Genomic DNA, 23,384 nt, shown 5'->3' with positions numbered 1-23,384 from the left:
GAGGCCGGATTTGTGTGCGGTTTCTTAGAGGATGACGGCCGGAGCGGCAAGGGCGGCGGCTGGTGAAGGCGGCCATGCGATGCTATATAATCCAGCCAGGGAAAGGCAAAAAGCCATGAACAAGCGCGTTACGATCGAAATGCCGGACGAAATGCACAGGCTTGTCGCGGAATATGCGGCCAAAGTCGGCGCCGAGCCGGATGCCTATGTGAAAGACATCCTCGAGCAACATCTCGAGGACCTGCACGATATCGCTGCTGCCGAGGCGGCGATGGAACGGATCCGTCGAGGTGAGAGCAAAGTCATCAATTCGGAGGAATTCTGGCGTGGCCTGGACGATTGAGTATGACCAGGCAGCTCAAAAATTAGCCAAGAAATCGATCCCGGAACGCGAAAGCGCATCCGGGACTTCCTGGAACAGAGAATAGCTTCTCTTCCTGATCCCAGACAGATCGGACAGCCGCTGAAAGGCTCCGAGTTCGGGGAATATTGGCGCTATCGCGTCGGCGATTACCGCATCATCTGCGATATCCAGGATCACCGCCTTGTAGTGCTCGTCATCGAGATCGGCCATCGGCGGGAAATCTACCGCTGAGCCATGGGTGTCACGTCTTCGGCATTCCGCCGATCTTCCCTTTGCTTTCTGTTCCCGAGTGACTAAATTCCTGCGCATGTCGCGCCTTGCACCATTGCTGATGTTTCTTGCCTGGCTTTTCTACGGCGCCATGCCGGCCATGGCTGCCCAGCCATTGGCGGTAACGGCGCTCGACCACGCCGCAGCCTCCGCGCAGCAGCATTCGGGCCATGGCGACCATGTGGTCAAAGCGAAAGCCGATGTGGCCGAACATCACAAAAACAGCCAAAAACCCTGCCCGCACGGCGCCAAGAACTGCGTCATGCCGTTCTGTGCGGCCTGTGTGACGCTCCTGCCGGAGCCGCTGCAGGCCGGCGGCAAACATTTTACTTTTTCCTATCCGGCGCCTGACCTGGTCCGGGCATTGATCTCCGCCGAGGCGGCGCCGATCGACCCGCCTCCCCGATCCTGACGAGACTGTTTTCTCACCACAGTTCAACAGATCTGACACAGGATAAGGAAAAACCATGTCTTCGAAGACCATTATTGCGACTGCAACTCTGGCCATTCTGCTCGCCGGCCCTCTGGTCGTCAGTCCTCTGGCGGCACAGGAAACGAAGGGACACGACCATTCCGCCACGACGGCGGAAGCCAGCCCTTCCACCAAGGGCTTCACGCAAGCCAACGACAAGATGCACAAGGATATGACGATCGAATATTCCGGCGATGCCGATGTCGATTTCGTCCGCAGCATGATCCCGCACCATCAGGGCGCGATCGACATGGCCAAGGTCGAGCTCGAACACGGCAAGGACCCCGAACTGCGCAAGCTCGCCGAAGAGGTGATCAAGGCGCAGACGGCTGAAATCGCCGAAATGGAGGCCTGGCTGAAGGCACGCGGGCAATAACAAGTTGGTGCCGGGCAGGGCTGGCTTCTTGCCCGGCACCTTTTTATCCTCCATATCAACGGTCTGGAGGCGAAGTGATCCATGCGCCCGATTACTGCGATCGGCTTCGATGCCGACGATACGCTCTGGCAGAACGAGCAATATTACCGCCTGACGGAACAGTCTTTCGTGGACCTTCTCGGCGAATTCGCCGAGGGCGCGCATATTTCCGAGCGGCTGCTGGAAGCCGAGAAGCGCAATCTCGCCTATTACGGCTTCGGTATCAAAGGCTTCACGCTTTCGATGATCGAGACGGCGATCGAGATCACCGGCGGCCAGGTCTCCACCGATACGATCGCCGAAATTCTGGAGATCGGCCGAAACCTGCTGCGACACCCGGTGGAGAAGCTGCCTCATGTGGAGGAAACGCTTGAGGCGCTCAACGGCGAATACCTCCTGGTGCTGATCACCAAGGGCGACCTCTTCGACCAGGAGCGCAAGCTCGCCCAATCCGGGCTCGGGGATTTCTTCGATGCGGTGGAGATCGTCAGCGACAAGAACGCCACCACCTATCGGCGGATTTTTTCAAAGCTCGCCGACGGGCCGGAACGGGCGATGATGGTGGGGAATTCGCTGAAATCCGATATTGTGCCGGCAATCGCCGCCGGCAGCTATGGCGTCTTCATCCCCCATGCGCTGACCTGGGTGGTGGAGCATGTGGAGCCGCCGACCGATGCCCCGCGCTTCCGCCAGATCGAGCATCTCGGCCAGTTGGGTTCCGTGCTCGAAACGATCAGGGCCGCGTGAAGGCGAGGCGCTGCGCCTCCACTTCCTTCTGGCAGAAGCAGCCGTCGAGGTGGTCGTTGACGAGACCCATGGCCTGCATGAAGGCATAGACAGTGGTCGGGCCGACGAAGGTCCAGCCTCGCTTCTTCAACTCCTTCGAGAGTTTTACCGAGACCGGCGTGGTCGGGTTGGCGCGCAGCGTTTCGAGGTCCATCACCTCCGGCCGTTCGGTGGCCTTCGGCTCGAAGCTCCAGAAGTATTTCGCCAGCGAGCCGAATTCGTCGCGCAGTTCCAGCGCCCGACGGGCATTGTTGATGGTCGAGACGATCTTGCCGCGATGGCGGATGATGCCAGCATCAGCAAGGCAGCGGGCGATATCCTCCTCGCCGAATTGCGCGACCTTCCCGTAGTCGAACCTCGCGAAGGCGGCACGGAAATTCTCCCGCTTGCGCAAGATGGTGAGCCAGGAAAGGCCAGACTGGAAACCTTCCAGGCAGATCTTCTCGAACAGGCGGAAATCGTCCGTCACGGGCCTGCCCCATTCCTCGTCATGATAGCGGCGGTAATCATCCAGCCCCTGGTGCCAGGCGCAGCGCGGCTTGCCGTCGTCACCAATGATAATGCCGTCCATTCGTTTCAAACCCCGTTTTGACGGGTTTCAGCATCCGTCAACCATATTTCAAAACCAGGCGGTAACCCTGCCAAAAGGTTTATCGGGCGCAGCAAGCTGCGGCGTCCACCCGTTTACCATTCGCTCGCCACTCTCTTGGCAGTTTCTCAACAGCAAAGATGCTGTGAACCCGCAGCCCCCGTATCGGTTGTCGAGTAGCGAGTAGATCCGATGAAGAAAACCCTGTTTATGGTCCTTGGCCTCACGACGGCCCTTTTCAGCACCGCCCTTTCCAACACCGCCTCGGCAAACGACCGTTATCGGGAGCGCCCGCCGGTGGTCGTGAGCCCCGATCTGACCGCCCCCTGGGTCATGCAGCTCGGGGGATCGAGAGTGCGGCCGGTCGGCTATGCTCAACGCCCGGCCAAGCCGCGTGTCTACCAGCAGCGTGCGACGCGTGAGATCACCCGCCGCGACGCCATCCGGCAGCAACCTCGCAAGCGTGCCCAGCAGGTCGCGGTCCGGCCGAACAAGGTCGTCAAAAGCCAGGTCGAGCCGCAATTCCTGCCGCAGGTGGTCGCCTATGAAACCAAGCATCCGACCGGCACGATCGTCATCGACACCAACAACCGCTTCCTCTACCTGGTAACAGGCAATGGCAAGGCGCGGCGCTACGGCGTCGGTGTCGGCAAGCCGGGCTTCGAATGGGCCGGCACCCACAAGGTCACCGCCAAGAAGGAATGGCCGACCTGGACGCCGCCGAAGGAGATGATCGCCCGCGAAGCCGCCAAGGGCCACTACCTGCCGGCCTTCATGGAAGGCGGCCCTCAAAACCCGCTCGGCTCGCGCGCCATGTATCTCGGCTCCACGCTCTACCGCATCCACGGCACGAATGCGCCCTGGACGATCGGCAGCGCGGTTTCCTCCGGCTGCATCCGCATGCGCAACGAGGACGTCGTGGATCTCTACGAACGGGTCAAGCTCGGCACCAAAGTGATAGTAATCTGAGCTTTCTTTTCCGCATATCGTCATGGCAAAACCGCCGCACACTTGTGCGCGACATGCATTTATGTGGCCGGATCGCCACGATCCGGCCGGTTTCACACAGGCTACCCATCTATATTCGCCATGCCTCATCTTGCCCCAAATCCTAAGACGAGACATCTTGCCTCGACTTAGGATCTATTTGCACGAGGGGTAAGGATGAGAAGGTGGACAACGCTGGTGGCCATTGCCAGCATGATGATGGGCATGGTCGCGGGCGAGGCTTTCGCGCAGACCTCGGCTTCGGCACGCCCGCAGACGACGGCAAGCGACGTCGCGCCCAAGGTTCGCAACCGGCAGGTACCGGAAAAATACAAGCGGCGCATGGTGCGCTTCTCGACGAACGAAGCTCCCGGCACGATCATCGTCGATACCGACAACAAATTCCTCTACTACGTGGAAGGCAGGAACCGCGCGACTCGCTACGGCATCGGAGTCGGCCGTGAAGGCTTCGGCTGGTCGGGCGTGGTGTCGGTCGGCCGCAAGGCCGAGTGGCCGTCCTGGACGCCGCCCGCCGAGATGCGCGCCCGTGAAGCCCGCCGCGGCATCAAGCTGCCTGTCGTGCAGAAGGGAGGACCGGACAATCCGCTCGGCGCCCGCGCCATGTATCTCTACAAGGGCGGACGGGACACGATCTTCCGCATCCACGGCACGAACCAGCCCTGGACCATCGGGCTCAATCTGTCGTCCGGCTGCATCCGGATGATGAACAAGGATGTCGAGCACCTCTATGCGCGTGCGGCCGTCGGCACCAAGGTCATCGTTATCGGCCCCGGCAGCAAGCACGGAGACGTGGCCTTCCAGGACCGCGGCATCGATATCTTCCGAACGATCTTCGGCGGCTGATCGTTGTAAGCAGGGGAAGCCTTGCCTCTCCAATCGTCATCCTCGGGCTTGTCCCGAGGATCTAACCACCTCAAGATCCAGTTGGACCTTGGCAGATGCTCGGGACAAGCCCGAGCATGACGACCACCGATGTCGCAGGCCACTTACCTGTCCTTCAATTTCCCCGGCTTCGGCCCGCCATAGGCCCAATCGAGCAGTTCCACCGTGTGCAGGATCGGCATCGCTGTTCCGGTGGATATCTGCGTGATACAGCCGATATTGCCGGTGGCGATGACATCCGCCTTCGTCGCCTCGATGTTCTTCACCTTGCGGGCCTTCAACTGCTCGGAAATCTCCGATTGAAGAATGTTGTAGGTGCCGGCCGAGCCGCAGCAGAGATGGCCTTCCGCCGGATCGCGCACACCAAAGCCCGCCGCCTTCAACAGGTTCTTCGGCTGCATGGTGATCTTCTGGCCGTGCTGCATTGAACAGGCCGAGTGATAGGCGACCGTCAAACCCTGCGGCTCGAGGCGCGGCAGGTCGAGCGTCGAAAGATACTCGGTGATGTCCTTCGCGAGCGTCGAGACCTTTGCCGCCTTTTCTGCATAGGCCGGATCGAGCCGCAGCATATGGCCGTAATCCTTGATGGTCGTGCCACAGCCGGAGGCGGTGATGATGATCGCATCGAGCCCGCCTCTTTCGACCTCGCGGAGCCAGACATCGACATTGTGGCGGGCGTGATCGAGCGCCTGCTCCTCGCGACCCATGTGATGCACCAGCGCTCCGCAGCAGCCCTCGCCCGATGGCGCCACGACCTCGATGCCGAGGCGGGTGAGGAGGCGAATGGTCGCTTCGTTGATGCGCGGATCGAGAACCGGCTGGGCACAGCCGGTCAGGATCGCCACGCGTCCCCGCCTTTCGGCCTGAGGCGGGTGAGTGGCCGGGCCTGCCGAAGCTTTCGCGGCGGATTTCGGAGCCAGCTCCAGCATCGCACCGAGAGGTTTCAGCGCCGGGACCCGTTTCAAAAGCGGTGCGAAGGGACGGCCGAGCTTCGCAAGGCCAAGTGCCGCGCGGAAGCGCGCCGGATAGGGCAGAACCGCCGCGAGCAGGTTGCGGATCAACCTGTCCGCGAGCGGCCGGCGATAGGTCTTTTCGATATGCACCCGTGCGTGATCCACCAGATGCATGTAATCGACGCCGGATGGGCAAGTCGTGGTGCAGGCGAGGCAGGAGAGGCAGCGGTCGATATGGGTGACCACCTCGGCATCCGCAGGACGGCCATTTTCCAGCATATCCTTGATGAGGTAGATACGCCCGCGCGGGCTATCGAGTTCGTTGCCGAGCGTCACATAGGTGGGACAGGTCGCCGTGCAGAAACCGCAATGCACGCAACGGCGCAGGATCTTTTCGGATTCCGCCACATGCGGATCGAGAAGCTGTTCGGCGGTGAAGGAGGTCTGCATCAGAAATTTCCTCCCATCTTGCCGGGGCTGAAGATGCCTGCCGGATCAAGCGCCTGTTTCACGCGCACTGAGAGCAGCGCCACCGCATCCGGCTGCGGCTCGAAGGCCGGGGTGGAGGCCTGCACCGCATCGGGCGCGCGCATGAGCGTGGCATGGCCGCCGCCCAGCGCCTTGATGTAGCGGCGAAGCAGTTCGGCTTCCGGATCAGCCTCCATGCGCATCCAGACGAGGCCACCCTGCCAATCGTAAAACGCGTCGATGCCGGCCTCCAGCCGCAGCGCGGCGACAAGCTGGTGACCGACGGACGGCGCGACCGAGACACGCCAAAGCGGTTTCCGCGTGCCATCCGCATAGGGATGGACATCGCGAATTTCCCGCCAGAGCGCCTGGCTCTCATCCATTGCGATTCTCGATACCGGCCCGAAGGCTGCCATGGCATCGGCGAGTTTATCCGCCCGCACGGCCACCGAGGCCGAAAGGCCTTCCAGCCGCAGCACGGTCGCCTCGCCTTCCGGCAGACCGCCGCCGATAAACCGACCCTTGACGCTCGCGGGCAGATGCGCCGCGCCGGATACCTCGACCGGCAGAGCCATCGCCGCTGCCATGGCACGCGCCGCTTCCGCGTCGTCGAGGCCCGAGATCACGACCGTCTCGACGGTCTGCGGCATGGGCAGAACGCGGAAGGTCACCTCGGTCAAAAAGCCGAGCGTGCCATGCGAGCCCGCCAGCAGCTTCACCAGGTCGAGGCCGGTGACGTTCTTCATCACCCGTCCCCCGGCGCGGATCAGTTCGCCCTTGCCGTTGACGAAGCGAATGCCGAGCAGGCTGTCGCGCGCGGCGCCGCCCACGAAACGGCGCGGCCCGGAGATATTGCCCGCAAACACACCACCGATCGTTGGCTCGCCGGTCGTGCCCATGATGCCGCGATGATCCATCGGCTCGAAGGACATCATCTGCCGATTGGCGGCAAGCGCCGCTTCGACTTCCAAGAGCGGCGTACCGGCCTTCACGGTCATCACCATTTCGGCCGGCTCATAATCGACGATGCCGGAAAGTCCCCGGGAACTCATCTTCTCGGCCGGTTCGGTGGAGTTGCCGAAGCCGGCGCGCGTGCTGCCCCCGCAAGGCGCAAGCTTTTTGCCTCCGCTCGCGGCGGTTCGAATGATATAGGCGGCATCGACTTCGGAAGTGGGTATCAGCGTCATGTGGTGGGCCGTCCCTCCAGCGGGAACACCTTCGAGGGGTTCAATATCCAGCCCTCATCGAAGGCGGCGCGCACGGCCATCTGCTGAGCAAGGTCCGCCTCCGAATACTGGTGGCGCATCAGGTCGCGCTTCTCGATGCCGACGCCGTGCTCGCCGGTGAGGCAACCGCCCGCATCGACGCAGAGCTTCAATATCTCGTTGCCGGCGGCTTCCGCCTTGGCCGCATCTTCCGGGTCGTTGGCATTGAACAGGATCAACGGGTGCATGTTTCCGTCTCCGGCGTGGAAGACATTCGCGACACGCAGCCCGAAACTGTCGGTAATCTCGGATGTCTTCTTCAGCACGTAGGAAAGCTTGCCGAGCGGCACCGTGCCATCCATGCAGATGTAATCGGCGATCCGGCCGGTGGCGCCGAAAGCGGATTTGCGGCCCTTCCAGATCAGCGCCGCTTCCATGGCGGACTGGCTTTCGCGCACGGTCTTTACCCCATGGCGGCCGGCGATCTCGACGATCTCCTTCAGCATGGCGTCCATCTCGGCCTCGGAACCCTCGACCTCGACGATGAGAAGCGCACCGACATCAAGCGGATAGCCGGCATGGGCGAAAGCCTCGCAGATCTCGATCGCCGGCTTATCCATGAATTCGATGGCGACCGGAATGATACCGGAGCCGATGACATCCGCCACGCAGGAGCCAGCCTCTTCCGATGTATCGAAACCGAAGAGAACGGGACGCGCGCCCTCGGGCTTCGCGATCAGCCGCACGGTCGCCTCCGTCACGATGCCGAGCTGGCCTTCCGAACCGCAGACGAGGCCGAGAAGGTCGTAGCCCGCCGCATCCAGATGCTTGCCGCCGAGCTCGATCACGGTGCCGTCCACCAGCACCATCTTCACGCCGAGCAGGTTGTTGGTGGTGACGCCGTATTTCAGACAGTGCGCGCCCCCGGAATTCATACCGATATTGCCGCCGATCGTGCAGGCGAGCTGCGAGCTGGGATCGGGTGCGTAGAAGAAGCCGTCTGCGCCGACGGTCTCGGAAATGCTCAGGTTCGTGACGCCCGCCTGAACCGTGGCGGTGCGGTTGGCGTAATCCACTTCCAGGATGCGCGACATCTTGGAAAGGCCGAGCACGACTGCATCCTCCTGGGGGATCGCCCCGCCGGAAAGCGAGGTGCCGGCTCCGCGCGGCACCACCGGAACGCCATAGCGGTGGCAATATTTCATCACCGCCGCGACCTCGGCCGTCGTGCGCGGGAGGACGACCGCGAGCGGCACACGGCGATAGGCAACGAAGGCGTCCGTTTCGAACGGCACCAGCTCGCGCGGCTCATGCACAAGACAGTCGGGCGGCAGAAGGTCCGCGAGATCGGCAATGATCGCCGTCCGGCGCGACAGCACCGCCTGACGCGGTGGCAGGAATTGAATGGTCTCAGACACGAGAGCCTCCTTCTTCGCACGACTGGTATACTTTTTTTACCAGTGATACAAGGAGGCCTTCCGTCGGTGGAGAATTGCAGGAAATGCCGGACTTGACCCACGAACTCTTCGCTCCCGTCTCGCATGGCAGGACCGCCGGCGAGGTCGTCCATCGGATCGAACTTCTGATCCTCAACGGTGTGCTGCGCGACGGCGAGCGACTTCCCGGCGAGCGGGAACTCGCCCAGAAGTTCGACATTTCCCGCCCGATCCTAAGGGGGGCCCTGAAGGAACTCGAAGGACGCGGCCTGCTGGTGAGCCAGCATGGCGGCGGCACCTATGTGGCGGATATCATAGGCGAGGTCTTTTCCCGCCCGCTTGTCGATCTCATCCGGCGGCACGCCCAAGCGACCCGCGACTATCTGGAATACCGCCGACAGCTCGAAGCCCTGACGGCCGAGCTCGCCGCCGAGCGGGCTACCGATACGGACAGGCAGCTTATCCGGCACATCCTGGACGAAATGCGCCGGGCGCATAGCGACGGACGCTTCGAGGACGAGCTCGTCTCCGACGTCGAATTTCACAATGCAATCGGCGATGCCGCCCACAACATCGTCCTGATGCACACACTCAGGGCTTGCTATCGTCTGTTGAGCGATGATATATTCTACAATCGTAAGATGATATTCAAGATTGCAGATGCGCATGATGCGGTCATGGCGCAACACGCCGCAATCGGCGCGGCGATCCTGGAAGGCAATCCGGCGGCGGCCCGGCGGGCGGCCGAGGAGCATATCGACTTCATCGCCAGGATGACCGCGGAAGCGGAGCGCGCCGGCGAGTGGGACCGGATCGCCCGATTGAGGCTTCAGCAGCGGATAAGCTGAGCAGATTTTGCACACCTGTGCAAAATTAGTTGACGTGAAACCAAGCTGCCTCACAATTGTTTTCAGCAAGCCGAATTTGTTGCGGTGATTCTCGTCGGGCTGCCCTTGTATGCGCTCGTTTTGCCGTCAATTCGTTCTTATATTCGATATGGCTACAACAGAAAACCCGGAGGTGACCCTCAATTGGACTTCCTGAAACGACTGGCGGGCAATGTTCGTCTGATGCTGCAGCGGCCTCCGCGGCAGCAATATGCAGCGCTATGCTATCGGATCAGGAAGAAACAGGGGCAGATCGAGGTTCTGCTCGCCACCAGCCGGGATACGGGCCGCTGGGTCATTCCCAAGGGCTGGCCTATGTCGGGCAAGAAGGCCCACCAGGTCGCAGAGCGCGAGGCCTATGAGGAGGCCGGCGTGAAGGGCAAGGCGGAAAAGGAGCCTTTCGGCTTCTATCACTACCGGAAAACCCTATCGAACGGCTTCAAGATACCCGTCAGGGTGCAGGTGCACCTGCTCGAAGTCGAAGAGCTGTTGAAGAACTTTCCGGAACGGGAAGCACGGCGCCTGGAATGGGTCTCTTCCGAGGAGGCCGCCCAGAGGGTCAACGAACCGGAACTCAAGGATCTTCTTCTGCAATTCAAGGAGCGGATGCGACCGCCGGGCCCCGGACCTCTGGAGGTGAAGGCCGGCTGACTTTCGCTGCGCCGTCATTGCCTTCGAGCGCGGATGCGATTACCCAAACCGGCTATGCGGCCCCTGGGGCGGCCCAACACTGATTTCTAGGAGTTGAAAGAATAAATGGGCCAACCCCGGCCGCGTCTGGTTAAGCCGACGCTCGACAAGGATCTTGAGAAGATTTCCTCCCTCGAGGAGGCTGCACGGCAGATGTCGCGCCGGCTTGCGGCTCCCGGCACGGCACTTCTCTTCCTGATCCTCGCCGCGATAATCGCAGCCTATTCGGTGACCGGCAAGCCGGACGTCGTCCTGGTGGTCGCCGCGTCCGCCATCGCGGCTTACATGGCCATGAACATCGGCGCCAACGACGTGACCAACAATATCGGCGCGGCAGTCGGCGCGCGGGCCATGTCCATGGCCTTCGGCCTCGGCCTTGCCGCTGTCTTCGAGGTGGCGGGCGCGGTGATCGCCGGCCGGAGCGTCGCCAACACCATCGCCAACGACGTCATGCATGGGGGCATGATCACCAGCCCCGACATGCTGATCTGGGCGATGATGGCGGCACTGCTTTCTTCCGCCCTGCTCATCAATGTCGCGACCTGGTTCGGCGCGCCGATCTCCACAACCCATTCGATCGTGGGCGGCGTGATGGGGGCCGGCATTGCGGCGGCCGGCCTTTCCGCGGTGAACTGGAGCACCGTCCTCGGCATCACGGCAAGCTGGGTCTTTTCCCCGCTGCTTGGGGCCATAATCGCAGCCGGCTGCCTCTATTTCGTCAAGGAAACCATCATCTACCGCGAGGACAAGATCGCGGCTGCCACGAAATGGGTGCCGGTACTGCTCGGCATCATGACCGGTGCCTTCGCGGGCTATCTCGCTATTCTCGGCTTCGGAGAAACGTCCGGGGTTTCCGCGCCCGTCGCGACCGCGATCGCCGCCGTCTGCGGGCTTGCGGCCTGGGCGGGACTGACCCCGGTGATCCGCCGTCAGGCGGAGGGGCTGGAAAACCGCAATCAGTCGCTCAGAAAACTCTTCCGCATCCCGTTGGTGTTTTCCGCCGCCCTGCTTTCCTTCGCGCATGGAGCGAACGACGTATCGAACGCCATCGGCCCGCTTGCCGCGATCGTTTCCACCGCGCAGCAGGGCATTTCCGGAGCCGTCAGCATTCCGACATGGGAACTGGCGATCGGCGGTCTCGGCATCTCACTCGGCCTCCTGCTGTTCGGCCCGAGATTGGTGAAGCTGGTCGGCGCGGAGATCACCAGGCTCAATCCGATGCGGGCCTATTGCGTCTCGCTTTCGACGGCGCTGACGGTTCTCGTCGCCTCGTGGATCGGCCTGCCGGTCTCCTCCACCCATATCGCCGTCGGAGCGGTCTTCGGCGTGGGTTTCTTCCGCGAGTGGTATACCCGCAATTCCCGCCGTCGGCTCGAATATATACGGGCGCGAGCAGCCAAGTACGACGTGGCACCGCCCATGGAGCGGAACGAGGACGAAATGCGAAGGCGCTATCTCGTGCGGCGTTCGCACTTCCTGAGCATCATGGGCGCCTGGATCATCACCCTGCCCGCCTCCACGGCCCTTGGGGCCGGTATCGCCATGCTCATGTTTGCCCTGTTCCTCTGAAACTCGGGAAATCCAGATGCGCGCCAATTTCCGTATGCAAAGGCTGTTCGTCGATTCGACCCTTTCGGCAGATGCCAGGCATGAGGCCTCGCCCGAGCAGTTCAACTATCTCGCCAACGTGCTGCGCATGGGGGAAGGTGCCGAGGTCCTGGTGTTCAACGGACGGGACGGCGAGTGGAAGGCGCGGCTCGTCTTTCCAAGCCGCAAGAAGCTAATGCTGGAGATCACCGAACAGGTTCGCGCGCAGCCGCAAGCGCCGGACCTTCATTACCTTTTTGCGCCGCTCAAGGTCGGCCGGCTCGATTATCTGGTGCAGAAGGCGGTGGAAATGGGCGCCGGCCTGCTGCAGCCGGTTTCGACCCAGCATGTGCAAGGCAAGATCACCAGCCTGGAGCGGCTTCAAGCCAATGTGATCGAGGCAGCAGAACAATGCGGCATCCTGTCGATCCCGACGGTTGCCGCGCCGGTCAAGCTCAAGGATCTGCTCGAAGGCTGGCCGGCCGAACGCCGCATCATCTTTTGCGACGAGGGAGATGAAGGCCAAAACCCGCTGCCGATCCTCTCGGCGATCAAGGAGCGCCATCTGGCGCTGCTGGTCGGGCCGGAGGGCGGCTTTTCAGAGGAGGAGCGCAAGCTTTTGCGCGAACTTCCCTTCGTCACCGCCATCCCGCTCGGGCCACGCATCCTGCGCGCCGACACGGCCGCGGTGGCGGCGCTCGCCGTGATCCAGGCAGCGATCGGAGACTGGCGCTAAAGCCCTTCGATACACTTGACAGGGCGCCCGCGAAATTCTGAAAGCATCTTGAAGAAAATTCACTTGTGCGGCACGTCAATCCGGTCCAATCAGCCGGACCCGTCCCGCAAGACAGGCAGCCGAACAAGGTAGTTCCCATGGCCCGCGACACCACAGACCAGACACCACTTTCCTCGGTGTCCGAGCTTTCCGCCTACCTGGAAAAGGGCCCGCGGCCGAAAGAGCAGTTCCGCATCGGCACCGAGCATGAGAAGTTCGCCTTCTTCCGTCAGGACAACAGCCCTGTTCCCTATTTCGGGGAAGCCAGCATCTCGGCCCTGCTCAAGGGCATGGAAGCCAGGCTCGGCTGGGAGCCGATCATGGACGGCGGGAACATCATCGGCCTTGCGGAACATTCAGGCATGGGCGCGATCTCGATCGAGCCCGGGGGCCAGTTCGAGCTTTCCGGCGCGCCGCTCGAAAACATCCACCAGACCTGTCACGAGTCCAACCAGCATCTCGCGGTCCTGCGTGAGATCGCCGAACCAATGGGCATCCGTTTCCTCGGCATCGGCGGCAGCCCGAAATGGTCGCTCGCCGAAACGCCGCGCATGCCGAAATCGCGCTACGAGATCATGACGCGCTACATGCCAAAGGTCGGCTCGCACGGTCTCGACATGATGTACCGCACCTGCACGATCCAGGTGAACCTCGACTTCTCCTCCGAGGCCGACATGGCGCGCAAGATACGCGTCTCCATGAAGCTGCAGCCTCTCGCCACCGCGCTTTTCGCTTCCTCGCCGTTTACCGAAGGCAAGCCGAACGGTCTGCTTTCCTGGCGCGGCGAGATCTGGCGCGACACGGACAACCGGCGCTCGGGCCTGCTGCCCTTCGTGTTCGACGCGGATTTCGGCTTTGCCGATTACGTGGAATGGGCGCTCGACGTGCCGATGTATTTCGTGGTGCGCGACGGCAGGTATCACGATTGCACCCACATCACCTTCCGCCAGTTCATGGCAGGCGCGTTGAAGGGCGAAATCACGGCCTGGGAGCCCACGATGGGCGACTGGACGAACCACCTCTCCACTCTCTTTCCGGATGTACGGCTGAAGCGCTTCCTGGAAATGCGCGGGGCCGATGGCGGTCCCTGGCGGCGCATCTGCGCGCTTCCGGCCTTCTGGGTGGGACTGCTCTATGACGATGCGGCGCTCGACGCGGCCGAAAGGTTCACCGCCGACTGGACCGTTGCCGACGTGAGCGCACTTCGCGATGCCGTTCCGGCGCAGGGTCTCCGGGCGGAGATCAAGGGCGCTTCCCTCATCGACATCTCCCGCGAGGTGGTCGGCATATCGAAGACGGGCCTCAAGAGCCGCAACTACGTGAACGACGAGGGCGTGGACGAAAGCGTCTTCCTCAACCCACTCGACGAGATCCTGGCCAAGAAGACGACGCTCGCCGAGGACATGCTGGCACTCTACAACGGTCGCTGGAACGGCTCGGTCGAGCCGGTTTTCGAAGAATACCAATACTGAGCCGTCCTCGGCGCGTCTCAAAAACCGGTTTTCGCCAGCACTTTTCCGTTTATAGTCTCCTCACCACAAGGAGCCGGAAGGGTGCGCCATGCTGCCACTGTTCGACATGATGCTTCGGGCGCAGGACGGTTCGGCCATACAAGCCATGGCCAAGCAGTTCAACCTGGCCCAGGAACAGGCGGTGCAGGCGCTGGCGGCGCTGATGCCGGCCTTCTCCTTCGCCCTGACGCGCAGCAGCGCCAATCCTTATAATTTCGCCGCGCTGGCGCGAGACATGTTTTCCGGCGGCTATGCCAAGTATTTCGAGGACATGAGCAAGGCCTTCACTCCGGAGGGGATCGCCGACGGTAATGCCGTGCTCGAAAAGCTCTTCGGCTCGAAGGAGGTTTCGCGGGCGATCGCGGCACAGGCCGAGCAGCTCAGCGGGATCGGCCGGGATATCCTCAAGAAGATGATGCCCGCCATGGCCGACACGATCATGGGCGGGCTCTTCAAGCAGATGGCCGGCCAGATGCCGGACAGCGACACAGTCTTCGCGGCAGGCCCTATGGGGCAAATGATGAAACCCTGGCTGGAAAGCATGGGGCTGCAGCCGAAGGCAAAACCGCAAGCGGCCGATCCCCTGGACAATCCGTTCATCCAGGCCGCCCAGAAATTCTGGGGTATCGAGCAGGAGCGGCAGCCGGAAGCGGATAGCGGCAATCCATTCGCCGACAATCCATTCGCCAAGGTTTTCCAGGAAATGTGGGCTGGCCCCTCCCCGCAATCGCCTGCTGCCGATGGACGCAAGGAAAAGCCCGCGGCGGCGGATTTCTATCGCGACACGCTGAACAGCATGTTCGACAGCGGGTTGGAAGTGCAGAAGAGCTATCAGAAGAACATGGAAGCGATCTTCGACGGTTACCTCCGAAGCGCATCGGTCGCTCCGGACAAGCCATCCGAAAAATAGGCCTTCTAATAAAAAAAAGCCCGGCACGGATCGACCGGCCGGGCAGTAGGCAGGGCTATTGGCTATCACCCTGCGGGGAAAAGGTCCGGTTCAGCGGCGGGGAGGTCGCTGGAACCGGGTGCGGGCGCGCTGTCTGGCGGAGTGCGTCAGCAGGAGGAGTGGATCGTCCAGAAGCCTGGTGTCTCTCAGCGCCTCGGCGACATCGTGACGCGACAGGCCGATATCGTCGAGCTGATTGTCATCGAGTTCGTAGATGCGATTGGTAGCCACACGGTTACGAAAGGCGCGCCAGAGGGATTGCGTTCGCTTCAGCACGACGGCAAGGCGGCTCTCTGCCCCACGCCGTTCATGAGCGAGGTCGAGTTCGATTCCGCATTCGGTCGTGCTCATCGGTTTGTCCCTTTCATTAGGCACGAGTAGGGCCGCCCTCTCGCCAGAACATGCGAAAAGGTTGCCTGAAGGGGCGTCTCGCAACGGAGCGCCGGTCGGTGGAGAATTACGATACCTGTATGCGGAAATTCTATTGATCAGTCCAACGAATGTTTCTAATGATTAGCATCAAACTCACTGATGGATGGTCATCATGTCCGCTCCTCTCGATATCGACCAGCTCCACACTTTCATCTCGATCGTGGATACCGGCAGCTTCACCAAGGCGGCCGATCGGGTGTTCAAGACGCAATCGGCCGTTTCCATGCAGATGCGGCGGCTCGAGGAACGCATCGGTAAGCAGCTCTTTGCAAAGGACGGCCGCGGCAATCGGCTGACGGCAGAGGGTGAGAAACTCCTGAACTATGCCCGCCGTATCATCCGGCTGAACAACGAAGCGATCGCCGCCTTCGACGACAACCGGCTCGAAGGAACGCTCAGGATCGGCACGCCGGACGATTATGCCGACCGCTACATGCCGGAGATCATCGGCCGTTTCGCCAAGACGCATCCGAATGTCGAACTCTACATCGTCTGCGAACCTTCGGTGAGCCTCGCGGAGAAAATGGCGCGCGGCGAACTCGATATCGCACTCGTCACCCACAATCCACGCCAGCGCATATCCGACGTGGTGCGCACCGAACCGCTCTGCTGGGTCGCCTCGGCCAACCATCCGCTGCGGGAAGACGCGCCGGTGCCGCTCGCGGTCGGTCGGCGGGACTGCCTGTGGCGGCAGCTCGCCTGTTCAGCGCTCGACGCCGACGGGCGCGAATACCAGGTGCTGTTCACGAGCTGGTCGTCGACCGTCGTCGCTGCGGCGGTGCTTGCGGGCATGGCGGTATCGGTACTGCCGGAATCGGCTCTGCGAACCGGCATGAAGGTGCTGTCCTCGTCGGATGGTTTTCCGCCGCTGCCGCCGGTGCAGATCGGCCTCATGAAGCGGCCCGGCCTTTCGCCGTCGCTGATGAACGCCATCACGGACCACATCGCCGCCTGCCTCGACAACATCTCGCCGACCGCGGTCTCCGACACGCTCGAGGGCGACATGAAGGCCTATCAACGGCCGGCGATGCGTGCCCGCGGCGGCCAGGCGCTCAGCTGGTAAAACAGATCCACAAAAAAGCCGGGCATTGCCCGGCTTTTCTCGTTTGGTGACCTGACGGATTATTCCGCGGCGGTCGGCTGGCGCTGATCGTATCGACCTTACATGGCGGCGCTCGGCGACGCGGTGATCGTCAGCGCGCCGAAACAGTCGGTTGGCTAACGCCGGCATATCTCAGGCGAGATTCTTCTTGAAGAACTCGACCGTTCGGCTCCAGGCAAGATCGGCCGCCGCCTTGTCGTAGCGGGCAGCGGAGGTATCGTTGTTGAAGGCGTGGTTGGCGCCTTCGTAGACGAATATCTCGAAGGTCTTGCCGTTCTCCTCCAGCGCCTTCCTATAGGCCTCGATGCCGGCATTGACGCGCTCGTCCAGCCCCGCATAGTGCAGCATCAACGGCGCACGGATCGCAGGAACGTCGGCGATCGGCGGCTGCTGGCCGTAATAAGCGACGCCGGCATTCAGTTCGGGGGACCTCGTCGCCAATTGGTTCACCGTGCCGCCGCCCCAGCAGAAGCCGACCGCGCCGACCTTGCCGTTCGCGCCGTCGAGGCCCGCGAGATAGACACGGCTCGCTTCGCCGTTCGCCGCGGTCGCATCCATGTCGAGAGACGAGAACATCTGGCGGGCCTGATCCTCGTCGGCCGGAGTGCCGCCCTCCGGCGAAAGGAAATCCGGAGCCAGCGCAATGAAGCCTTCCAGAGCCATACGGCGGGCGACATCGCGGATATGTGCGTTGAGACCGCGATTCTCGTGGATGACGATGACGCCGCCGAGCGGACCGGAAGCATTTTTCGGTCGAACCAGATAGCCCTTCATCTCCGTGCCGCTGGCGCCCGGATAGGTCACATCCTCCGCCGTCAGCCGGTCGTCGTCGGCAGGCACGATTTCCGCCTTCGCGCCGTTGGCGGCCAGCAGCGGCGCGATCGCGGCCGCCGCCGCGCCGGAGCCGGCGAGCAGGGTGAGCTTTTCCATGAAGGCGCGGCGATCGAGCGTCAGATGAGTGTATTCATCATAGGCGTTGATCATCGCCTGGGTGATTTTCGGCTTTTCCGTATCCATGGGATGGTCCTCCTTCACTGGAAGGAAAGACTAAACCCAAGGCTTGCGGTCGGCCCACGCAAGTTCCGGTGATCGAGGGGCCGAAGAAACACTTCTGCGTGAAAGCCTTATTCCAGCGCCAGCCATACGGCGAGCCAGATCCACATGGCCATCAGCGAGAAGAAGCCCACGATCCAGATCGGGCGGCGATAACGAAGCCGATTGGAAGTGACGTGCACATAGGAATGCGCATAGCGGCTTGCGACGAATACCCATGCCAGGGCCACGGTGACGATGTTGTCGGCCGTCGTCACGTAGAGCGCCAGGCAGCCGGCGTGGAAGAGGACCGGAAGCTCGAACTGGTTGGCGATATTGTTGCGAACCAGAAGGCTTTCCGGCGGCTCCTCCCGGTTTTCCTTGAACTGCTCGGCCTTTGCGGAACCCGAACGAACGGCGGCGAACCGCCGTTTCGACAGGAGATAATAGAGGCCGAAGACCAGCGCGGCATGCGCGATCATCGGCCAGAGCATGGCGTTCATATAAGTCAACTGCGCCCCCTCCCCTATGCGTGGACTCAGGCGCCGGCACCCGGATAGTTCGGGCTTTCGCGGGTGATCGTCACGTCATGGGCGTGGCTTTCGCGCAGGCCCGCGCCGGAGATGCGCACGAAGGTGGCCCGCTCCTGGAAGTCCTTGATGGTCGCGCCGCCGACATAGCCCATCGCCGCCTTCAGGCCGCCGCCGAGCTGATGCAGAACGCCGGAGACCGGCCCCTTGTAAGGCACCTGCCCCTCGATGCCTTCCGGAACCAGCTTCAGCGTGTCGCGCACTTCCGCCTGGAAGTAGCGGTCGGCCGAGCCGCGCGCCATGGCGCCGACCGAACCCATGCCGCGATAGGCCTTGAAGGAGCGGCCCTGGTAGAGATAGACCTCGCCCGGGCTTTCATCCGTGCCGGCCAGCAGCGAGCCGACCATGGCGGCCGAGGCACCGGCGGCGATCGCCTTGGCGAGGTCGCCGGAGAACTTGATACCGCCGTCCGCGATCACCGGGATATTCTGGTCGCGCGCCGCCTCGACGGCCGCCATGATCGCGGCAAGCTGCGGCACGCCGACGCCGGCGACGATGCGCGTGGTGCAGATCGAGCCGGGACCAATGCCGACCTTGACCGCATCCGCACCGGCATCGATCAGCGCCCTGGTGCCATCGGCGGTCGCGACATTGCCGGCCATGATGCGAACCGAATTGGAAAGCCTCTTCACCCGCGTGACCGCATCCAGAACGCGCTGGGAATGGCCATGCGCGGTATCGACGACCAGCAGGTCAACACCCGCTTCGATCAGCCTTTCGGCGCGCTCGTAACCATCGTCCCCGACGCTGATGGCGGCAGCGGCGCGCAGGCGGCCCTGCATATCCTTCGAGGCATTCGGGTTGAGCTGCGACTTCTCGATATCCTTGACGGTAATGAGACCGACGCAGCGGCCCTCGCCATCCACGACCAGCAGCTTCTCGATGCGGTGCTTGTGCAGCAGCCGCTTGGCCTCGGTCTGGTCGACGCTTTCTTTGACCGTGATCAGGTTCTCATGCGTCATCAGTTCGTGGATCTTCTGGGCCGGATCGGAGGCGAAGCGCACGTCGCGATTGGTGAGAATGCCGACGAGGCGGCCGGCCTTATGGCCGCCGGAACCGTTTTCCACGACAGGGATTCCCGAAATGCCATGCGCCTTCATGAGCGACAGGGCTTCGGCAAGCGTCGCATCCGGCCCGATCGTGACCGGATTGACGACCATGCCGCTTTCGAACTTCTTGACCTGGCGGACCTCCTCGGCCTGCTCGATGGGCGTAAGATTGCGGTGGATGACGCCGATGCCACCGGCCTGAGCCATGGCGATGGCGAGCCGGCTTTCGGTCACCGTATCCATCGCAGAGGAAAGGATCGGCAGGTTGAGATCGATATCCCGGGCAATGGTGGTGGAGATGTTCGTCTGGCCCGGCATGACCTCGGAATGGCCGGGCTGCAGCAGCACATCGTCGAAAGTAAGCGCATCCGCGCCGGTTGCGGTTTCTATGATGCGTGCCATGGCCAATTCCTTCGATCCGGAATGCGGATAACGCGCCGGAACGAATCGTCCGCCCGGGCGGTCTCGCAAGAGTTACTTGGAAGTTGGCGAGGGCTGGTAACACGTTCATGACAGGAAGGGAATAGGAAAAACCCGGAGGTGAGCCCCTCCGGGTTTGCATAGCTCACGAAGCCCACCTCCCGAACCGGTCAGATGTCGAACTGATAGCTCTTCGGCACGAAGCGATAGCCCTGATCGAGCTTTTCCACGAAGCCGACCGCCGGGAACGGCATATGGTAGCCGAGGAAGGCGATCCGATCGGTCGCCACCATGTCGAAGATCTTTTTGCGGGTCGCGGCGGCGGCCGCCTTGTCCATATCGAAGCGGACTTCCCAATCCGGCTTCTGCAGCGAAAGCACGAAATGATTCGCGGTATCCGCGGTCAGAAGCAGCCGACGCCCCTGGGACTCGATATGGAAGACCATGTGGCCCGGCGTGTGACCGGCGGCCATCATGCCGGTGATGCCGGAAACCACCTCGCCGCCTTCGCCGATGAAAGTCATCTTTTCGGCAAGCGGCTTCACATTGGCGAGCACGCCCTTGTGGCCGCCTTCGGCAGGCGTGCCGGCGCGCGCGGTATCGGTCCAGAAGTCGTATTCCGCCTGTCCCGTCACATAGCGGGCATTCGGGAAGGCCGGCTTGCCCTCTTCCATCAGCCCGCCGATATGATCGCCGTGCATATGGGTGAGGACAACGATGGTGATGTCTTCCGGCATGTAGCCGCCCGCGGCCAGCCCCTCGATCAGCCTGCCGCCACCTTCCGCCCGCGCCGAAGGCCCAAGCCCGGTATCGAACAGGATGACGTCGCTGCCGGTACTGACCAGCGTCGGCGCAAAGCTGGTGACGAGTTGGTCAGCAGGCAGGAAGTTCTGCTCAAGCAATGCTCCGACCGCTTCCGGGGTCTGGTTGGTGCCGAAGGTCTCTGCGGGATTGGGCGACGGCCGGGAGCCATCCTTGACCACCAGCACTTCGAAATCGCCGACCTTGAAACGATGATTGTCTGGCGGCACGACTCGCTCGATTTCCAACTTGTTGCTCTCCTGCGCGCGGGCGACGCCGCCCAGAACCGCGGGCGCCGCGAGAACTCCGAGACCGACGGATCCCAGCAAGGCTCGCCGTTCTATTCCCGATGTCACAGTCATAATGGAACTCCCTCCGGTTTGCAGCGATGATGACGCAACATAACCAAGCCGTATCCTGCGGAAATCTGCTCTCACGCAGACGTGAGCCAAAGCGCGAAAAGGTGAAAATCTACGATTGGCAGACGGCCCGCCGAGGCGTAGAGACGGCTCACCTCTGCATACAGGCAGCCTTTTACATGAATCGCATCGTCCCGCTGATTCTCGCCGTCGCTCTCTTCATGGAGCAGATGGACTCCACCGTCATCTCCACGGCCCTGCCGGCCATCGCCCTGGATCTCGGCGTCGGCCCGATCACGCTCAAGCTGGCACTGACCTCCTACATGGTCGCGCTTGCCGTCTTCATTCCGATCAGCGGCTGGATGGCGGACAGGTTCGGGGCCAAGAAGATCTTCCGGCTGGCGATCCTGGTCTTCGTGATCGGCTCGATCTTCTGCGCAGTCTCCTCCACGCTTCTCGAATTCGTGCTTTCACGCTTCCTGCAGGGCATGGGCGGGGCGATGATGACGCCGGTCGGGCGCCTGGTTCTGCTCCGGACCACCAAGCGCAGCGAACTGGTCTCGGCCATGGCGCTGCTCACCATCCCCGCCCTGATCGGCCCGCTCACCGGCCCGCCGATCGGTGGCTTCATCACCACCTATTTCACCTGGCACTGGATCTTCATCATCAACGTGCCGATCGGGCTCCTCGGCATCTGGCTCTCCGGCATCCATCTACCCGATCTCGAAGCCGTGCGACCGCCGCGGATCGACTGGATCGGCTTCTTTCTCACCTCGATGGCCGCGGCCGGCGTCGTCTTCGGCCTGTCGGTGGTGAGCCTGCCGGCACTTCCGCCCGCCGTCGGGATAGGCACGACCGCGCTCGGCATCGCCTGCGGCATTCTCTACGTGCGGCATGCAAAGCGCCATCCGGCGCCGATCCTCAACCTGTCGATATTCAGCAACGATGCCTTCCGGGCGGCGACCACGAGCGGCACGATCTTCCGCATCTCGACCGGCGCCATTCCCTTCCTGATGCCGCTGATGCTGCAGCTCGGCTTCGGTCTCAACGCCTTCCAGTCCGGCATGATCACCTTTGCCGGCGCGATCGGCGCGCTCATGGTCAAATTCATCGCCCGGCGGGTCTATGCAGCGCTCGGCTTCCGCACGACCCTGCTTTTCGCCTGTGTCGCCGGCGCTGCCACAACCGCTGTCAACGGCTTCTTCACGCCCGAGACACCGCATGTGCTGATTATCGTCTTCCTCATGTTCTCCGGGCTTTGCCGTTCCTTCTTCTTCACCGGTGGCAATGCGCTGAGCTATTCGGAGATCGACGATGCGCAGGCGAGCCAGGCGACCTCGATCGCCTCGGTGCTGCAACAGGTGAGCCTCGCGCTCGGCGTCGCGTTCGCGGCCTTCATCCTCGAAGCGGCCTCGGTGCTTTCCGGTTCGCACCTGCAGCTTGCCGATTTCCACCTGGCCTTCTTCATCGTGGCCGGTTTCTCTCTGCTGGCGATCGGCCCGCTTCTTGGCCTCGACCGCAATGCGGGCGCCGCCGTTTCCGGCCACGGGCGCAGGCAGACCGAAATGACACCGGAGGCGGGGGAGTAGCTGAGCTTAAGCGGCGGTATCTTCTTCGGAGGCCTGCGGCTTGCGGCCCTTGAAGTGCTTGGCGAGCAGGAACATCTCCACCGACTCCGCACGTGAAGCGCCCGGCTTGACGTGGATGACCTGCTTGAAATTCTGCTTCAGCATGTTCAGGAGCTCGCGCTCCGTGCCGCCCTGGAAGGTCTTCGCCAGGAAATGGCCGCCCTCCGCCAGCACCTCGACAGCGAAGTGCGCGGCGACCTCGCACAGATGCATCGTGCGCAGATGGTCGGTCTTCTGGTGGCCGGTCGTGGGCGCCGCCATGTCGGAAACGACGAGGTCCGGCGCGCCGCCGATCGCTTCCACCAACTGGCGGGGAGCATCCGGATCGAGAAAATCGAGATGGAGGATCTTCACCCCCGGGATTGGCGCCATTTCGAGGAAATCGATGGCCGCGACGCGGATATCCTCCTCCGTCGAGCCCGTGACCTTCGCAGCGATCTGCGACCAGCTTCCCGGTGCCGCCCCAAGGTCGATGATGCGGCGGGCGCCCTTCAGGATATGATGCTTCTCGTCGATCTCCAGCAGCTTGAAGGCGGCACGGGCGCGATAGCCCTCGAGCTTCGCCCGCTGCACATAGGGATCGTTGATATGCCGCTCGATCCAGCGGCGGGAGGAGGCCTTGAGCTTCCCCTTCTTGACTTTCTGGCCGAGTTTGCGGCCGACCGGCGGTTTCGTCATCCCCTTACCTGCGCCTCCTCGTTCGAGGCGCGGCGCGGCCGCGCCC

Annotated in this window: 25 protein-coding genes; 14 read left to right on the top strand and 11 right to left on the bottom strand. The window is 62.5% G+C overall.

All coding sequences use genetic code 11. The features are described from left to right. The first annotated feature begins 115 nt into the window (after positions 1-115). Positions 116-343 carry a type II toxin-antitoxin system RelB family antitoxin gene (relB, locus tag ACE04I_RS03915; protein WP_046797416.1) on the top strand — a complete coding sequence of 76 codons (228 nt, stop codon included), beginning with the start codon at positions 116-118 and terminating at the stop codon, positions 341-343. A gap of 21 nt (positions 344-364) precedes the next feature. Beyond that, positions 365-595 carry a type II toxin-antitoxin system RelE family toxin gene (locus ACE04I_RS03910; RefSeq protein ID WP_487206659.1) on the top strand — a complete coding sequence of 77 codons (231 nt, stop codon included), beginning with the start codon at positions 365-367 and terminating at the stop codon, positions 593-595. A 10-nt stretch (positions 596-605) separates the two neighbouring features. Here ACE04I_RS03910 and ACE04I_RS03905 read toward each other — a convergent pair whose 3' ends face one another. Further along, positions 606-959 (bottom strand): hypothetical protein, encoded by a 354-nt coding sequence (locus ACE04I_RS03905; protein WP_137326879.1) that lies wholly within the window; start codon positions 957-959, stop codon positions 606-608. Between the two features lie 142 nt (positions 960-1,101). On the opposite strand from ACE04I_RS03905, the gene copM reads away from it, so the two are divergent. Further along, positions 1,102-1,482: a CopM family metallochaperone gene (gene copM, locus ACE04I_RS03900; RefSeq protein ID WP_046797414.1), complete on the top strand. Its 381-nt coding sequence runs from the start codon at positions 1,102-1,104 to the stop codon at positions 1,480-1,482. Between the two features lie 81 nt (positions 1,483-1,563). Then, a complete protein-coding gene (locus tag ACE04I_RS03895) occupies positions 1,564-2,268 on the top strand; it encodes an HAD family hydrolase (protein WP_046797413.1) in 705 nt (234 codons plus the stop codon). Here ACE04I_RS03895 and ACE04I_RS03890 read toward each other — a convergent pair. After that, complete coding sequence (locus ACE04I_RS03890; RefSeq protein ID WP_046797412.1) at positions 2,255-2,878, bottom strand: DNA-3-methyladenine glycosylase I; 624 nt, start codon at positions 2,876-2,878, stop codon at positions 2,255-2,257. The genes ACE04I_RS03895 and ACE04I_RS03890 overlap by 14 nt on opposite strands. Positions 2,879-3,088: 210 nt before the next feature. On the opposite strand from ACE04I_RS03890, the gene ACE04I_RS03885 reads away from it, so the two are divergent. Together ACE04I_RS03885 and ACE04I_RS03880 are read left to right on the top strand one after the other, a co-directional pair. Next, complete coding sequence (locus ACE04I_RS03885) at positions 3,089-3,865, top strand: L,D-transpeptidase (protein WP_137326880.1); 777 nt, start codon at positions 3,089-3,091, stop codon at positions 3,863-3,865. Between the two features lie 195 nt (positions 3,866-4,060). Then, positions 4,061-4,747, top strand: coding sequence for a L,D-transpeptidase (locus tag ACE04I_RS03880; RefSeq protein WP_046797410.1), 687 nt, complete (start codon positions 4,061-4,063; stop codon positions 4,745-4,747). 143 nt (positions 4,748-4,890) lie between these two features. Here ACE04I_RS03880 and glcF read toward each other — a convergent pair whose 3' ends face one another. Genes glcF through ACE04I_RS03865 form a run of 3 tightly spaced genes read right to left on the bottom strand, consistent with a single transcriptional unit; the run spans position 4,891 to position 8,830 of the window. Continuing rightward, positions 4,891-6,189, bottom strand: a complete 1,299-nt coding sequence (gene glcF, locus ACE04I_RS03875) for a glycolate oxidase subunit GlcF (RefSeq protein WP_046797409.1) — start codon at positions 6,187-6,189, stop codon at positions 4,891-4,893. Continuing rightward, positions 6,189-7,394: an FAD-binding protein gene (locus ACE04I_RS03870; protein WP_046797408.1), complete on the bottom strand. Its 1,206-nt coding sequence runs from the start codon at positions 7,392-7,394 to the stop codon at positions 6,189-6,191. Before ACE04I_RS03870 ends, glcF begins: the two co-directional genes overlap by 1 nt. After that, a complete protein-coding gene (locus tag ACE04I_RS03865; protein ID WP_046797407.1) occupies positions 7,391-8,830 on the bottom strand; it encodes an FAD-linked oxidase C-terminal domain-containing protein in 1,440 nt (479 codons plus the stop codon). The genes ACE04I_RS03870 and ACE04I_RS03865 overlap by 4 nt, the downstream gene beginning before the upstream one ends. Positions 8,831-8,922: 92 nt before the next feature. Between ACE04I_RS03865 and ACE04I_RS03860 the strand changes: the two genes are divergently transcribed. The 6 genes from ACE04I_RS03860 (at position 8,923) to ACE04I_RS03835 (ending at position 15,208) form a co-directional block, all read left to right on the top strand. Continuing rightward, a complete protein-coding gene (locus ACE04I_RS03860) occupies positions 8,923-9,696 on the top strand; it encodes a FadR/GntR family transcriptional regulator (RefSeq protein ID WP_137326882.1) in 774 nt (257 codons plus the stop codon). 183 nt (positions 9,697-9,879) lie between these two features. After that, on the top strand, positions 9,880-10,386 hold the full coding sequence (locus ACE04I_RS03855; protein WP_170986374.1) for an NUDIX hydrolase: 507 nt from the start codon (positions 9,880-9,882) through the stop codon (positions 10,384-10,386). A 105-nt stretch (positions 10,387-10,491) separates the two neighbouring features. Next, positions 10,492-11,994: an inorganic phosphate transporter gene (locus ACE04I_RS03850; protein WP_487206647.1), complete on the top strand. Its 1,503-nt coding sequence runs from the start codon at positions 10,492-10,494 to the stop codon at positions 11,992-11,994. A gap of 16 nt (positions 11,995-12,010) precedes the next feature. Further along, a complete protein-coding gene (locus ACE04I_RS03845; protein ID WP_046797404.1) occupies positions 12,011-12,748 on the top strand; it encodes a 16S rRNA (uracil(1498)-N(3))-methyltransferase in 738 nt (245 codons plus the stop codon). Between the two features lie 137 nt (positions 12,749-12,885). Beyond that, the gene (locus ACE04I_RS03840; protein WP_046797403.1) at positions 12,886-14,259 is read left to right on the top strand and encodes a glutamate--cysteine ligase; all 1,374 of its coding nucleotides are present in this window, start codon (positions 12,886-12,888) and stop codon (positions 14,257-14,259) included. Positions 14,260-14,347: 88 nt separating this feature from the next. Continuing rightward, complete coding sequence (locus tag ACE04I_RS03835) at positions 14,348-15,208, top strand: DUF937 domain-containing protein (protein WP_046797402.1); 861 nt, start codon at positions 14,348-14,350, stop codon at positions 15,206-15,208. A 90-nt stretch (positions 15,209-15,298) separates the two neighbouring features. Here ACE04I_RS03835 and ACE04I_RS03830 read toward each other — a convergent pair whose 3' ends face one another. Then, entirely contained in the window at positions 15,299-15,598 is a 300-nt protein-coding gene (locus ACE04I_RS03830) for a hypothetical protein (RefSeq protein WP_046797401.1), read from the bottom strand. 193 nt (positions 15,599-15,791) lie between these two features. Here ACE04I_RS03830 and ACE04I_RS03825 point away from each other — a divergent pair, with 193 nt between their 5' ends. Beyond that, positions 15,792-16,742: a LysR substrate-binding domain-containing protein gene (locus tag ACE04I_RS03825; RefSeq protein ID WP_046797451.1), complete on the top strand. Its 951-nt coding sequence runs from the start codon at positions 15,792-15,794 to the stop codon at positions 16,740-16,742. 171 nt (positions 16,743-16,913) lie between these two features. Here ACE04I_RS03825 and ACE04I_RS03820 read toward each other — a convergent pair whose 3' ends face one another. The 4 genes from ACE04I_RS03820 to ACE04I_RS03805 form a co-directional block, all read right to left on the bottom strand. Further along, positions 16,914-17,798, bottom strand: a complete 885-nt coding sequence (locus ACE04I_RS03820; protein ID WP_046797400.1) for a dienelactone hydrolase family protein — start codon at positions 17,796-17,798, stop codon at positions 16,914-16,916. Positions 17,799-17,905: 107 nt separating this feature from the next. Then, positions 17,906-18,316, bottom strand: a complete 411-nt coding sequence (locus ACE04I_RS03815; protein ID WP_046797399.1) for an MAPEG family protein — start codon at positions 18,314-18,316, stop codon at positions 17,906-17,908. Between the two features lie 35 nt (positions 18,317-18,351). Next, positions 18,352-19,854, bottom strand: coding sequence for an IMP dehydrogenase (guaB, locus tag ACE04I_RS03810; protein WP_046797398.1), 1,503 nt, complete (start codon positions 19,852-19,854; stop codon positions 18,352-18,354). A gap of 188 nt (positions 19,855-20,042) precedes the next feature. Continuing rightward, entirely contained in the window at positions 20,043-21,035 is a 993-nt protein-coding gene (locus ACE04I_RS03805; protein ID WP_046797397.1) for an MBL fold metallo-hydrolase, read from the bottom strand. Between the two features lie 176 nt (positions 21,036-21,211). On the opposite strand from ACE04I_RS03805, the gene ACE04I_RS03800 reads away from it, so the two are divergent. Further along, positions 21,212-22,621 (top strand): MFS transporter, encoded by a 1,410-nt coding sequence (locus ACE04I_RS03800; RefSeq protein WP_046797450.1) that lies wholly within the window; start codon positions 21,212-21,214, stop codon positions 22,619-22,621. A 6-nt stretch (positions 22,622-22,627) separates the two neighbouring features. On the opposite strand, the gene ACE04I_RS03795 is transcribed toward ACE04I_RS03800, so the two are convergent. Continuing rightward, positions 22,628-23,338 (bottom strand): RlmE family RNA methyltransferase, encoded by a 711-nt coding sequence (locus tag ACE04I_RS03795; protein WP_046797396.1) that lies wholly within the window; start codon positions 23,336-23,338, stop codon positions 22,628-22,630. Positions 23,339-23,384: the final 46 nt, after the last annotated feature.

The sequence above is a fragment of the Rhizobium moroccans genome, from assembly GCF_057559155.1.
Note: the sequence above shows the minus strand (reverse complement) of the source record. Positions and strands in the feature narration are given on the sequence as shown.